At 53.1% G+C, this 13,350-nt stretch carries 10 protein-coding genes, 1 tRNA gene and 2 pseudogenes; 8 read left to right on the top strand and 5 right to left on the bottom strand.

Going from position 1 to position 13,350, the window contains the following annotated elements:
• Positions 1 to 163 precede the first annotated feature (163 nt).
• Positions 164 to 1,177, top strand: a complete 1,014-nt coding sequence (locus I2123_RS14205) for a zinc-dependent alcohol dehydrogenase family protein (RefSeq protein WP_213050797.1) — start codon at positions 164 to 166, stop codon at positions 1,175 to 1,177.
• A gap of 313 nt (positions 1,178 to 1,490) precedes the next feature.
• Positions 1,491 to 2,099 carry a dTMP kinase gene (locus tag I2123_RS14200; protein WP_213050796.1) on the top strand — a complete coding sequence of 203 codons (609 nt, stop codon included), beginning with the start codon at positions 1,491 to 1,493 and terminating at the stop codon, positions 2,097 to 2,099.
• Positions 2,100 to 2,153: 54 nt separating this feature from the next.
• Here the strand turns inward: I2123_RS14200 and I2123_RS14195 are convergent, their stop codons facing one another.
• Positions 2,154 to 2,369: a hypothetical protein gene (locus I2123_RS14195; RefSeq protein ID WP_213050795.1), complete on the bottom strand. Its 216-nt coding sequence runs from the start codon at positions 2,367 to 2,369 to the stop codon at positions 2,154 to 2,156.
• Between the two features lie 184 nt (positions 2,370 to 2,553).
• Between I2123_RS14195 and I2123_RS14190 the strand changes: the two genes are divergently transcribed.
• From I2123_RS14190 to I2123_RS14175, 4 genes are all read left to right on the top strand, one after another.
• Positions 2,554 to 3,168, top strand: a complete 615-nt coding sequence (locus I2123_RS14190; protein ID WP_213050794.1) for a TetR/AcrR family transcriptional regulator — start codon at positions 2,554 to 2,556, stop codon at positions 3,166 to 3,168.
• 75 nt (positions 3,169 to 3,243) lie between these two features.
• A complete protein-coding gene (locus I2123_RS14185; protein ID WP_213050793.1) occupies positions 3,244 to 4,353 on the top strand; it encodes an efflux RND transporter periplasmic adaptor subunit in 1,110 nt (369 codons plus the stop codon).
• Complete coding sequence (locus I2123_RS14180; protein WP_213050792.1) at positions 4,350 to 7,409, top strand: efflux RND transporter permease subunit; 3,060 nt, start codon at positions 4,350 to 4,352, stop codon at positions 7,407 to 7,409. Before I2123_RS14185 ends, I2123_RS14180 begins: the two co-directional genes overlap by 4 nt.
• A 261-nt stretch (positions 7,410 to 7,670) precedes the next feature.
• Positions 7,671 to 8,915, top strand: a complete 1,245-nt coding sequence (locus I2123_RS14175; RefSeq protein WP_213050791.1) for a multidrug effflux MFS transporter — start codon at positions 7,671 to 7,673, stop codon at positions 8,913 to 8,915.
• Between the two features lie 98 nt (positions 8,916 to 9,013).
• On the opposite strand, the pseudogene I2123_RS25485 reads toward I2123_RS14175, so the two are convergent.
• Positions 9,014 to 9,190 (bottom strand): annotated as a pseudogene (locus I2123_RS25485) (integrase); the annotation flags it as partial.
• A gap of 129 nt (positions 9,191 to 9,319) precedes the next feature.
• On the opposite strand from I2123_RS25485, the gene I2123_RS14170 reads away from it, so the two are divergent.
• Both I2123_RS14170 and I2123_RS25480 read left to right on the top strand, forming a co-directional pair.
• The gene (locus I2123_RS14170) at positions 9,320 to 9,913 is read left to right on the top strand and encodes a hypothetical protein (protein WP_213050790.1); all 594 of its coding nucleotides are present in this window, start codon (positions 9,320 to 9,322) and stop codon (positions 9,911 to 9,913) included.
• 452 nt (positions 9,914 to 10,365) lie between these two features.
• Positions 10,366 to 10,500 (top strand): annotated as a pseudogene (locus I2123_RS25480) (IS5/IS1182 family transposase); the annotation flags it as partial.
• A 147-nt stretch (positions 10,501 to 10,647) separates the two neighbouring features.
• Here the strand turns inward: I2123_RS25480 and I2123_RS14165 are convergent.
• The 3 genes from I2123_RS14165 to I2123_RS14155 all read right to left on the bottom strand — a co-directional run bounded on the left by I2123_RS14165 (position 10,648) and on the right by I2123_RS14155 (position 13,350).
• Positions 10,648 to 10,723: transfer RNA gene (locus I2123_RS14165), tRNA-Asn, on the bottom strand.
• Between the two features lie 143 nt (positions 10,724 to 10,866).
• Complete coding sequence (gene mtfA / locus I2123_RS14160) at positions 10,867 to 11,643, bottom strand: DgsA anti-repressor MtfA (protein WP_112165063.1); 777 nt, start codon at positions 11,641 to 11,643, stop codon at positions 10,867 to 10,869.
• Positions 11,644 to 11,820: 177 nt separating this feature from the next.
• Positions 11,821 to 13,350, bottom strand: a complete 1,530-nt coding sequence (locus I2123_RS14155) for an EAL domain-containing protein (protein WP_136627577.1) — start codon at positions 13,348 to 13,350, stop codon at positions 11,821 to 11,823.

Here is a 13,350-nt window from a genome sequence, read left to right as displayed (position 1 = left end):
ATTCCCCAGGGGTTATCCAACGTTTCATGACTGATATTGTGAATTATACCCCAGCCGGATTGTTTCCCCTGCAATAACACTGAAGTCCTTTTCTGTGGCTTTTTCCCCTGACTTCCAGTCTTTATCATTACCGCATCTTATCCGGACAACGTGGACGCAAAAAATGAAAGCATGGTTACTGAAAGATTTTGGCCTTGAAAATCTGCAACTGGAGGAGGTTGATACTCCGACCCCCGGTGCTGGCGAATTATTAGTTAAAGTGGGCGCCGTATCACTAAATTTCAGGGATAAAGCGATTGTTGAGGGTTTTTACGAGCCTGATTTGGTGCCAAAGCCCCTTATTCCTGTTTCTGATGCAGCGGGAACAGTTGTTGCCGTGGGGGACGGTGTTACACGCTTTAGCACCGGTGACAGGGTTAATTCACACCTCTATTCGCGCTGGTTAGAGGGGGAGCCTGCAGCAGACGAACCTTCCTGGTGTATGGGCATGCCGCTGCCGGGTGGTCTGGCTGAATACATGATTATTCATGAGGACAGTGCTGTTAAAGCCCCGGAAAGTATGACGGATGAAGAAGCATCAACACTGCCTATCGCCGCATTAACGGCATGGTATTCCCTGATGGATATTGGCAATCTGCAACCCGGACAAACTGTTTTAGTACAGGGAACCGGTGGTGTCTCTGTGTTTGCTGCACAGATTGCCCATGCGTATGGTGCACGTGTCATTGCGACATCCAGCAGTGATACCAATCTTGAGCGGATAAAGGCGTTAGGTGCTGATGAGGGGATCAACTATAAAAAACACCCTGACTGGGAAAATAAAGTCCTGGAATTAACCGGGGGCAAGGGAGCCGATGTCACGGTGGAAGTTGCCGGAGGTAACGGCATTAACCAGTCTGTTGCCGCGACAAAAGTTGCCGGGACAATTGCTCAGGTCGGATTTCTGACCGGTCAGACATCTCAGCTCGATCTGATGCCGTTGATTTTCCGTCAAACGACGCTTCGTGGTATTGCTGTCGCACCTCGTTCATCTTTTGACCGTATGAACCCGTTCCTGAATAAACATAATATCAAGCCCGTCATTGAACAGGTTTACAGCTTCAACGATGCCGTTGAAGCGTTTAAACACCTTTCCCGTGGCGCATTCGGTAAAATCGTCATCAAGATTGACAGCTGATCACCAAAGTTCGACCTTTCCAAAAATCTGGCAGCTCATGATTGAATGCCAGATTAATTCATTCGTATGGATACAAACGATTTATGTGCTTTCGGTAAAACACTGTTTAAAATCACTCTGAAATGTCCGCTCTTCACGCATACCTTCCCGAAAATGCCAGCCTGCTTATAATACAGGTTTAACCTGGGATATTTCCGTTCTCCAGGCGGATCCGACGAACGAAGAGGGTGGTCAGCCGTTCACACGAAGGAAGTAAGATGCTTTTGCCAAAGTTGAGCTTTACCAAAACCGTATCTCAATCGTCATTTCAGGAATGAGTCGTCCCTTGTTTATTTCTCTCGATGGGCCCAAGGGCGTCGGCAAAACCACCCTGCTGGAGGCCATCACCAAAGTCCTAAGGGCGGACAACAAGAAGGTGATCCGACTTTGCGAGAAAAAAAGCGATCCCTTCAGAAAGGAAACCATGGCCCACGTGAACAGGCTCGCCAGAAATCCCGCTCAGGATTTGGAACTGGAAGTTTGTGAGCGCTTTGCGGATAGCCGCGCCTGGATTTCCCGGCACGTGCTGACTAAACAGCCACCGGACAGCATTATCCTGATGGATCGTTGGTACCCGTCAGAAGCCGCGTTTCGCCGGATGGTGCCATTTGCCGAGATTTTACAGCTTAACATCGAACGAAACGTGCGAATGCCAGACCTGCATGTTGGGGTGGTTACTGCGCCTGATATTTCATGGGCAAGGGCCGCGGCCCGAACGCGCGGGCTGAGCAGTACTGTGATTCATAAGCTGGAAGATCATGTCGCTTGTACAAGCGCGTTCGAGCGAGAAATTACAGATCACGGCTGGTTTTTATGCCGTAATGAAGGAACGATCGAAGACGCAACGATGCAGGTTATTTCTGAGATCTACAAAGTGCTTTGATGCCCCGCAGGCATCCGTTTTGCGGGCAGAGCTAACGCCGTATGCCGTCAGTCATTACGGCAACACCTGCGATAACGTCCCATCGCCAACGAGTATTCCGTCGGCATAAAAACCTAACAGGTTCTCACCTGCCTTATCAAAGCGTTTTTGCCCGCTCAGCCAGTTTTCATCTAGTGTGCGTAGCAGGTTAAATCCAGCAGAGATGCTCTCCACTTTTAACGCCAAAAAACCTTTGTTCTCCGGGGTAATGTTCACGATGATATTATTCATGAGTAGTGCCAATGTATTGGTAAGCGTAAGTATTTCGCATAACCACACCATTCGCTTTCAGAACTTCGTTGCTGTGTGCGAAGGAGGGGGAACATTGATATTCCATGAGACAGTTTTGGAGTGTGACTACATTACCAAATGGTCACTCGTTGTTAATCAGGGCTCGTTGAGCTAAGCTGGAAAAATGACTAAACACATAAATGTAAGTCCCCCAAGGGGGCCATCGGATCACAGTGTCCGTGATCAGGTCGTTGACGCTGCCACAGAGCATTTCGGGCATTTTGGTTATGAAAAAACCACCGTGTCAGAACTGGCTAAATCAATAGGATTTTCAAAATCTTATATCTATAAATTTTTCGATTCCAAGCAGGCGATCGGTGAGGTGATCTGCACTAACCGGCTGGCGATGATCATGGCGATTGTCAATTCAGCGATTGCAGATGCCCCCTCGGCCTCGGAAAAATTGCGGCGTTTATTCAGGGCACTGACTGAAGCTGGCAGTGATTTGTTTTTTCACGATCGCAAACTTTATGACATTGCAGCGGTGGCGGCGCGGGACAAGTGGCCGTCGGCTGAGGCTCATGAAGAGCGTCTGAGAAAACTGATTGAGCAAATCATTGTTGAAGGCCGGCAGGCGGGAGAGTTTGAACGAAAAACGCCGCTGGATGAGGCTGCGCACGCAATATATCTGGTCATGCGGCCTTACATCAGTCCGGTACAGTTGCAATACAATCTGGAAACGGCACCGGCGGCGGCGGCACTTCTCTCCTCACTGATACTGAGAAGTCTGTCCCCCTGAGTAGTGACTATTGACATTATTGGTCACTAGTCTGAGAATGCGGTTACTGTCCTGCTAATTCAATTAAGGGAACCCATGCTCAGGCTTAATCCTGCCACCTTTGCTGTTTGCCTGTTGCCGATTGCCCTTGTGGCCTGCGGCGACTCTTCCGGCATCGACGATCCCCGTAATCAGCCTCCTCTTGTCAGGTCTGCGACCGTGGTGAGTGCTGCCGATGCCTCCCGCGCATTTACCGGCGTTGTTGTCGCCCGGATTCAAAGCGATCTCGGTTTCAGAGTGCAGGGCAAAATCCTTGAACGCCTGGTCGATACCGGCCAGACCGTTAAACGCGGTCAGCCATTGATGCGTCTGGATCCGGTTGACCTGAGTCTGCAGGCACAGGCTCAGCAACAGGCCGTCGCGGCGGCACGGGCCCGTGCAAAACAAACCACTGGTGACGAAGTGCGTTATCGCGGTCTGGTCGCTACAGGCGCAGTGTCGGCATCGGCCTACGATCAGATAAAGGCCGCCGCCGATACGGCCAAAGCGGAACTCAGTGCGGCTCAGGCACAGGCCAATTTGGCAGAAAACGCCACGGGCTACGCCCTGCTGCTGGCTGACGCCGACGGCGTGGTGATGGATACGCTGGCTGAACCCGGTCAGGTTGTCAGTGCCGGGCAGCCGGTGGTGCGGCTTGCCAGAGCAGGGCAACGCGAGGCCATCGTGCAGTTGCCTGAGACGTTACGCCCGGTGGCCGGAAGTGAGGCCGAAGCAACGTTGTACGGTAGCGGTAAACAGGCTGTCCCTGCGAAGCTGCGGCTCCTTTCCGATGCGGCGGATCCGCTAACCCGCACCTTCGAGGCGAGATATGTGCTTGAGGGAACACTGGCGAATGCCCCGCTCGGATCCACCGTCACGCTGCATATTGCAGACGATGAATTACCGGGTCAGGTGATGCAGGTGCCTTTAGCGGCCATCTATGATCCTGGTAAAGGGCCGGGCGTCTGGAGTATTTCGGGTAAGCCCGCCAAAGTGTCATGGCGGCCCGTGCAGGTGCAGGGATTGGGTGACGATGCGGCGAGGGTGACCGGGAGCTTAAAGCCGGGTGAACAGGTGGTCGCTCTCGGGGCGCATTTGCTGCATGACGGTGAGGCTGTACGCATGGCCGAACAAAGCGCTACCAGCGTCGCCGGGAGCCAGCCATGAGCGGGGGGCGATTCAATCTTTCAGCGCTCGCCGTGCGTGAGCGCTCAATCACACTGTTCCTGATTATTCTGATTACCGTGGCCGGTATTCTTTCATTTTTCGAACTTGGACGGGCTGAAGATCCCCCTTTTACCGTCAAGCAGATGACCATCATTTCTGCCTGGCCGGGTGCCACCGCGCAGGAAATGCAGGATCAGGTGGCTGAACCGCTGGAAAAGCGTATGCAGGAGCTCAAGTGGTATGACCGCAGTGAGACCTACACGCGTCCCGGACTGGCTTTTACCATGCTTTCGCTGAAGGACAGCACGCCGCCTTCACAGGTGCAGGAAGAGTTTTATCAGGCACGTAAGAAGCTGGGAGATGAGACCAAAAACCTGCCAGCAGGCGTCATCGGGCCGATGGTCAATGATGAATTCTCCGACGTGACCTTTGCGCTCTTTGCGCTGAAGGCCAAAGGCGAGCCACAGCGACTGCTGGTGCGCGATGCGGAATCGTTGCGCCAGCAAATTCTGCATGTGCCGGGGGTCAAGAAGGTCAATATCATTGGCGAACAGGCCGAACGCATCTTTGTCTCGTTCTCGCATGACCGGCTGGCCACGCTGGGGATTTCGCCTCAGGATATTTTCTCCGCCCTCAACAGCCAGAACGTCCTGACACCCGCCGGTTCGATCGACACCCAGGGGCCGCAGGTCTTTATCCGCCTGGATGGCGCCTTCGACAAACTGGATAAAATCCGCAAAACGCCCGTTGTCGTGCAGGGCAGAACCCTGCAGCTTTCTGACGTGGCAACCGTTGAACGGGGCTACGAAGATCCTGCGACCTTCATGATCCGCAATCAGGGTGAACCGGCATTGCTGCTGGGCATCATTATGCGCGACGGCTGGAACGGTCTGGATTTAGGTAAAGCGCTGGATGCGGAAACGGCCAAAATCAATGAGGGCATGCCGCTGGGCATGACGCTGACCAAGGTCACCGATCAGTCAGTCAACATCAGTTCCGCCGTCGACGAGTTCATGATCAAATTCTTCGTCGCGCTGCTGGTGGTCATGGTGGTGTGCTTCGTCAGTATGGGCTGGCGGGTAGGTGTAGTGGTTGCGGCGGCGGTGCCGCTGACGCTGGCGATTGTGTTTGTGGTGATGGAGGCTTCCGGCAAAAACTTTGACCGTATTACTCTGGGCTCGCTGATCCTGGCGCTCGGGTTGCTGGTCGATGATGCGATCATCGCCATCGAGATGATGGTTGTGAAGATGGAAGAGGGCTACGACCGCATCAAAGCCTCGGCCTATGCCTGGAGTCACACGGCGGCTCCGATGCTGGCAGGCACGTTAGTCACCGCCGTCGGATTCATGCCCAACGGTTTTGCCCAGTCCACTGCCGGTGAGTACACCAGCAACATGTTCTGGATCGTCGGTATTGCCCTGATTGCTTCCTGGATCGTGGCGGTGGTGTTTACGCCGTATCTGGGCGTAAAAATGCTGCCGAAAATCAAAACGGTGGAGGGCGGGCATGCGGCGATTTACAACACCCGTCATTACAACCGCTTTCGCCGGTTACTGACCCGCGTCATCGCGCGCAAATGGATAGTCGCCGGTACCGTTATTGCGCTCTTTACGGTCGCTATACTCGGCATGGGGCTGGTGAAAAAACAGTTTTTCCCTACCTCCGACCGCCCGGAGGTACTGGTTGAAGTGCAGATGCCTTATGGCACCGCGATTGAGCAGACCAGCGCCGCCACGGCGAAAATCGAAGCCTGGCTGAGAAAGCAGAAAGAGGCAAAAATCGTCACGTCCTACATCGGGCAGGGATCGCCGCGTTTTTATCTGGCCATGGCGCCTGAGCTGCCTGACCCGTCGTTTGCGAAAATTGTCGTGCTGACGGACAGTCAGGAGGCCCGCGAGGCGCTCAAGTTCAGTCTACGCGAAGCGGCGGCCAGCGGCCTGGCACCTGAGGCGCGTGTGCGCGTGACTCAACTGGTGTTCGGTCCGTATTCTCCTTATCCGGTGGCCTACCGGGTGATGGGGCCGGATCCCGCCACACTGCGCGAAATTGCAGACAAGGTCGAAAAGGTGATGCAGGCCAGCCCGATGATGAGGACCGTCAACACCGACTGGGGGCCGCGTGTACCGGCGCTGCATTTCACCCTCAATCAGGATCGCCTGCAGGCGGTGGGGCTGACATCGAATGCGGTCGCGCAGCAGCTTCAGTTCCTGCTTTCAGGGGTTCCGATCACCTCTGTGCGTGAAGATATCCGTTCGGTGCAGGTGATGGGGCGCGCGGCGGGAGATATCCGGCTCGACCCGGCAAAAATAGCGGGCTTTACCTTAGTAGGAGCTTCCGGCCAGCGCATTCCGTTATCTCAGATAGGTGAGGTTGAGGTGCAAATGGAAGATCCTGTTTTGCGCCGTCGCGATCGTACGCCGACCATTACCGTGCGGGGGGACATTGCCGAAAACCTGCAGCCGCCGGATGTCTCCACGGCAATCATCAAAGCCTTGCAGCCGGTCATCGATACGCTGCCAGCCGGATACCGCATCGAGCAGGCGGGTTCTATTGAAGAATCCGGAAAAGCCACCCAGGCGATGGCACCGCTGTTCCCGATCATGATCGCCATGACGCTGTTGATTATTATCCTGCAGGTGCGGTCGATGTCAGCGATGGTGATGGTCTTCCTCACCGCGCCGCTGGGGCTTATTGGGGTGGTGCCCACGCTGCTGCTCTTTAACCAGCCGTTTGGCATCAATGCGCTGGTAGGGCTGATTGCGCTGTCGGGGATCCTGATGCGTAACACCCTGATCCTGATAGGGCAGATCCATCACAACGAACAGGAGGGACTGGCGCCATTCCATGCGGTGGTGGAAGCCACGGTGCAGCGAGCCCGGCCAGTGTTGCTGACGGCGATGGCCGCCATTCTGGCGTTTATTCCGCTGACGCACTCGGTGTTCTGGGGAACGCTGGCCTATACCCTGATTGGTGGGACCTTTGGTGGCACCATCATCACGCTGGTGTTCCTGCCGGCAATGTACGCCATCTGGTTCAGGATACGTCCTGACCATTAGCCGCAGAGTGGAAGTTCGACACCGGCCAGACCTGTTTCCGCCGCGAATCAATGAATCGCTTTTGTCGCATCGTCTCCCCACAGATCATTGTCATTAGGTAATGGTCTGTGGTTTTCCCCTATCGACTGAGAAATTAAGGAATCTGAGGATGACGTATACAGGTCAAAAGCGCAGTTGCAGAACATCTTCCTGTCGGAGTGCTCTTGCTCTAAGGGTTAAGAGAGATGCTTTTTTGTCAGTAATTTTTGGTGAGATTTTACTATGAAGACGCAAAGCTATTCGGGGGGCATTGAGACAGGTGACCAGATCTCTGAAAATCCGCCATTAACACGGAAGATTATCGTTTTGCTGGCGGGGCTTTCGGCTATCGGCACCTTATCCACAAATATCATTCTCCCCGCATTTCCGGAAATCGCCGAGCAGTTAGGGGTATCAGCACGTGAACTGGGTCTTACGCTCTCCAGTTTTTTTATCACTTTCGCGCTGGCTCAATTAGTGGTTGGTCCGCTGGCAGACCGCTATGGCCGCAAAAAACTGATATTGGTGGGGTTGTCAATATTCATCGTAGGGACTGTCGTGGGGGGGCTTGCTGGCTCACTTGAAACGCTTATTATCGGACGCGTCATCCAGGCGTTAGGTGTCTGTGCCGCTGCAGTGCTGGCCCGAGCCATTGCACGTGATTTGTTCGATGGTGAAACACTGGCACGTGCACTGTCTCTGACCGTGATCGCCACAGCGGCCGCCCCCGGTTTTTCACCGCTGGTGGGCAGCGTGCTGACCACCACTTTGGGCTGGCGCGCGATCTTCATCCTCGTTGGCCTTGCGGCCTTTGCTGTAGCCATTTTTTATACCGCTACATTGGGAGAAACGCATCCAAATGAAAGGCGTGCTCCAGTTTCAATTCCGGGCGTGATTGTTGCGTATTTTAGGCTGGCAGTGAATGGGAAATTTATTCTTCCGGCACTGTCGGTGAGCCTGCTGATGAGTGGTTTATTTGCCTCCTTCGGTGCCGCACCCGCAATCCTGATAAAGGGCATAGGGTTATCATCATTACAAGTCGGTTTTTACTTTGCTGCCACCGTGTTTGTGGTCTTCGGCGCGGGTATGGCGGCTCCACCACTGGCGCGCCGCTATGGTGCGCAAATCATTACCTCGGCAGGTATCCTTACTGCGTTACTCGGTGGTGGCATGTTGTTGATTGGGTCTGAGTCTCCGGGATTAGGCTGGTATTCCCTGTCGATGGTGATGTACCTCTGGGGGATGGGGCTGGCTAATCCATTAGGAACAGCAATTACAATGGGTCCCTTCGGGAAACAGGCCGGGCTGGCATCCGCTTTGCTCGGATTTTTGACGATGGGGGCGGCGGCAATAACAACCTGGTTGGGTTCAGTTTTGACGTTCTCCGCAGTGACAACGTTGGGTGGCATACAGACAACGGCCTGTATGATCGCGCTGTTACTGTTCCTGTTGCGAGGAAAATCAATGGCTTCGTTATCGCAAAAATAATGCATTCAAATGTGTGTGGGTTCAAGAGTGAACAGTCAGCATTGGTTTGAACGTGACAGCATCTGCGCAGGATTCTCCAACGTAAGGGTCTCCGAGGTTTTCTCAATCCCTTTTAGCAGGTCTTTGAAATGGCAGGCTTTCAGTTCTGTGGCCGACAGATGTCTCATTACCGGCAATAAATGGTTGTTCATGCTGGCAAGCCGATGGGCGGAGTGGTTCTCTGATCATGTTTTGTTGCTTTTATGCCAGTTCAGTGCCACATATTTGAAGGTTTTTCGGATACCGTCCCCTGATATTCAGTGTCCGGACGCACGTTTCAGCAGAAAAAAGTAGCGATATAGTATTTGGTTATTTAACCTTATATATATTAAGGTTATACGAACACGAGACCAGGGAGGTGTACCGTGGTAGCAGTCGATAATATGACAAGTGATATAGAAGACCTTGCGAACAGAATTTCAGACATCATCATGTCGCCCGCCACAATTTCCGGATTAATCAACGGTGCGCTTAACGTTCCGCTCGATATGGGTTATCTCGCGTGGGGATATATGGATACTGATTCCCGCTTTGCACATCAGACACAACGTTTTCGCATGGCTGAAGCAATTCATAATGACATTCTTAATTATAAACATATAACCAATGCCGTAGAGATCATATTTAAAGAATTCGATAAATACGCCTCCTTATCCCAGCAAAATAATGCGTATCGCGGTGTTGTTTCATCGATGGTCGGGCGCTTCATGTCCGCGAAACTTATTGGGATGATCGGGGGAATGAGCGAACGCTCGATAAGAATGTCTGAAAGCCTCGCCATTGAGGCACCGGAAATCTACTGGCTGCTCCGGCCACACGATTATGAGCTCACCTATTTTCTGTTTGAGCCCGCCGTTAAGCCGTTTATTGATGCTGTCCATGTCGGTGCAACACGCGGCCAGCCTGCGTTTGACAAGATTATCGATGCTGTAGGGCGAAAGCTGCATGTTACACAATAAGCGGCTTCACAGAGTGCTGAAAGGCGCGGTGAAAATGGTGTTATTTGCCGTCGCCAGCGGATGGAATTTTTTTGAATCTGTGTTGTTCGTTGGCGGGTTAATCGGATGTCTTATGCTGCCCGTTGCGTGGCCGATGAAATTCGTTTATGCCGCCGTATGGCTGATATTTTTTTACTCTGTGTCAAAAGGTGTCGCCAAATTAGAAGACTCTCGGGAAAGAAGTCGAAACTCAAAACTAAGGAAATGAAATGTCTAATCCGGCTTATTTAGGGTTAACAGGGCTTTGTTGAATAAATCGAACTTTTGGCCGTAGTCAGGATCAGATCACCACACTCCTGATCCTGCAGCGATATCTCCTGGCAAAACAAAAGTTCAAAATCACCAACTGGGCTACCTGCAACAAGGCGCTCATCCTGCCGCGAAGCCGGGCGGTTTACTGGGCGGCGATGTAACGGGTTAAACAATTGTTCGGTGGACACCTTACGCTGCGTGACTACGATGCGCAGGTCGGTGAGGCTATGGTCATGATCCGTGCCTTAAACATAATGACGTGTGCAGGGATGCCAGAAACTGTGCGGATTGCCTGAGGAAGTCAGTGACGGGATGCGCTTTTATCTAAATCCGATTGGTTCAACAAATCAGCTACCGTGTTGAATTCAAATTATACAAAGTTTCGTTCAGATTATGAAAAGCAAAAAGCCCGCTTAAGTTTCCTTAAGCGGGCTTCTCTAATATGGCTCCTCTGACTGGACTCGAACCAGTGACATACGGATTAACAGTCCGCCGTTCTACCGACTGAACTACAGAGGAATCGTGTGAACGGGGCGCATAATATCCAGAGGGCGCCTGGGTGTCAACGCTAAATTCGATAAAATACTCTGACTGCTCAGCATCTAATCAATACGGCTGAAAATCACCATTTTGAGCCTGAAAAAATGTCTTCTCAGGCCGAATTAACAATCACAGCGCTGTCCACGACGTTGCCGTGCCAGCGGGTCTTGCTGATAAAAACGGGTGAAATGGCCATATACCAGCGGAAACCTGTCGGACAGTAATTCTGGCGCACTAAAGAAATATTCGGAAAGCACCGCAAAACACTCGGCGGCATCGGTTGCGGCGTAGGCGTCCATGCTGGCGGCTTCTTCACCGACGGTGTCGATCTCATCTTGCAGGTTCTGCATCGCGGCCTGCAGGTCATGCTCCCAGGCAACTACTTCCCGCAGCGGGATCGGCGGAATACCGGTGACTTCGCCGCCGTTACGCATATCCAGCTTGTGCGCAGCTTCGTGAATGATGAGATTAAAGCCGGAGTTATCAAACGAATCTTCGATATCCTGCCAGTTCAGCACGATAGGGCCCTGATCCCAGCTCTGTCCCGCGTGGATTTGCATACCGGCGTGGATCAACCCGTTCTCGTCCTGCCACGGCGTATCAACCACGAAAGGTGAAGGATAGAGCAGGATTTCATGAAAGCCATCAAGCCACGCCGCGCCCAGTTCCATTACCGGCAGGGCGAACAGCAGTGCGATGCGCGCCTGCATCTGTTCGGTCAGCACGACGCCCTGCAACGGCACCAGCCTTTTTTGTTGCAGCAGCTGGCTGGCGATTTGGATCAGGCGTTGCTGCTCTTCTGCGTTAAGCGAGGACAACAGCGGGATATTCAGCGCGTCATTCCACGCATCTGATTTCTCGATTTTCAGCTCATTTGCTTTCCACGGCCACTTAATCATCATTTTGCTCGCAAAGTGATTACGTAAACTGTCAGTGCATGAGGCTAAAATATTACTCCAAAACAAGTAACTTCAATAAGTTAGCGTCGTGCTGCACGAATTCTGAGTGGATGTTACACATCCGCTGATTTTAAGCAAAATGTGCAGTCATCTAATAAGACATAGCTCACGTTATTCCTATAACCACTTTTCGACAAAATCATTCGCCGCTACCGGCTTGCCGAAAAAGTATCCTTGCAGGAATTCGATCTGGTAAGGCGTCAGGTAATCGACCTGCGCCTGTGTCTCGACGCCCTCGGCGACAATGACCATTTGCAGGCGCTTTGCCAGATCGATCACGTTGTCGACAATGTGCCCGGCCAGCGCGTCGGTGCCGATACGGCCAATGAAACTTTGGTCAATTTTTAAGATATCAATGTGGAATTTTTGCAAATACGTCAGGCTGGAGTGGCCGGTGCCGAAGTCATCCAGCGCAATCAGGACGCCCATCCGGCGCAGCCCGTTGAACAGACTCTGGGTGGTCTCCGTTTGCTCGATAAGCTCGCGCTCGGTGAGCTCAAGCACCAGTTTAATCGGATTGGCTTTGAAGGCATCGATGAAGGCTTTGCAATCGTCCACCAGCGTCAGATCTTTAAAATGGCTGGCGCAGATGTTGAAGCCAAAATGGAAACCTTTCGGCAACTCAGCGGCCAGCGGGCCAAACTGTTCACGCACCTGTTCCATCATGGCGCGGGTCATCGGCACAATCAGGCCGCTTTCTTCAGCCAGGGGGATAAACTGATAGGGCGGGATCAATCCTGACTGCGGATGCTGCCAACGCATCAGCACTTCGCAACCGGTAATCTGATGGTGGGTGCCATCCACCACCGGTTGCAGGTACGGAATGAACTGCTTCTTCTCCATTGCCGCTCTCAGCGCCGTTACTGGCGTCGCAAACCGGCCAAGCAGCTGGTAGATCATAAAGGCGACAAACAGCCCGACCAGCGGGAACAGCACCAGACTGGCGGTGGCGTAATCGAAGATATAGCGCCAGTGATCGCTTTTGCGGATCACCAGCCGCATCTCATACGGATATTGTTTCGACGCCAGCATCATTCGCTCGCCTGCCGGCCAGCCTTCTTCACGATGAATTTTGCCCTGATTATCCATCCACTGATCGCCGATTTTCAGCACCAGATAGGTATGGGTGCTGAGCAGGTTGAGGATGTTATGCAGGAAATAGCCATCGACGCCAATCAGAACGCCGTTGCCATCAACGTCGCGACGATAAGCGATCAGCGGATGATCCGGCGTGACCGCGTTGCCGCTCATCAGCAGCAGTTGCCCGCCTGCGTAGTCGCCCGTTGAAACGTAATCAATGTTATGGCCAAACAGGGAGGTACAGTAAATGGTATCGCCACGATACAGATTAACGGTGCGCACGTTCGGCACTCTGGCGACCTGCCAGCGTAAGGCCTGAATCGTGTCTTCGGTGCAGGGCGTTCCGACGAGATCGTGAACGGCATCCGCAGCGACAGTGGCATTGCTGAGCGTCATATCCACCAGACGCACGGATTGCGCCAGGCTGGCGGCAGTGTCTTTGCGCAGGCCCTGTGAGGTCTGCCATGAAATGGCCAACGTGCCCAGCGCGGCGACCACCAGAAAAGCCAGTATCGACAGACAAAGTCTGAATCGCGGGCGGTATTGCCAGGGTACGGAGAGAGCCAA

The organism is Rahnella inusitata, from assembly GCF_018288855.1.
Classification (GTDB): Bacteria; Pseudomonadota; Gammaproteobacteria; order Enterobacterales; family Enterobacteriaceae; genus Rahnella; species Rahnella inusitata.
The sequence above is the reverse complement of the archived record's forward strand: the minus strand, read 5'-3'. Positions and strand labels throughout refer to the sequence as shown.

Coding starts and splice junctions, on each gene's coding strand:
- I2123_RS14205 (WP_213050797.1), top strand. CDS start 164: ATGAAAGCATGGTTACTGAAAGATTTTGGCCTTGAAAATCTGCAACTG.
- I2123_RS14200 (WP_213050796.1), top strand. CDS start 1,491: ATGAGTCGTCCCTTGTTTATTTCTCTCGATGGGCCCAAGGGCGTCGGC.
- I2123_RS14195 (WP_213050795.1), bottom strand. CDS start 2,369: ATGAATAATATCATCGTGAACATTACCCCGGAGAACAAAGGTTTTTTG.
- I2123_RS14190 (WP_213050794.1), top strand. CDS start 2,554: ATGACTAAACACATAAATGTAAGTCCCCCAAGGGGGCCATCGGATCAC.
- I2123_RS14185 (WP_213050793.1), top strand. CDS start 3,244: ATGCTCAGGCTTAATCCTGCCACCTTTGCTGTTTGCCTGTTGCCGATT.
- I2123_RS14180 (WP_213050792.1), top strand. CDS start 4,350: ATGAGCGGGGGGCGATTCAATCTTTCAGCGCTCGCCGTGCGTGAGCGC.
- I2123_RS14175 (WP_213050791.1), top strand. CDS start 7,671: ATGAAGACGCAAAGCTATTCGGGGGGCATTGAGACAGGTGACCAGATC.
- mtfA (WP_112165063.1), bottom strand. CDS start 11,643: ATGATTAAGTGGCCGTGGAAAGCAAATGAGCTGAAAATCGAGAAATCA.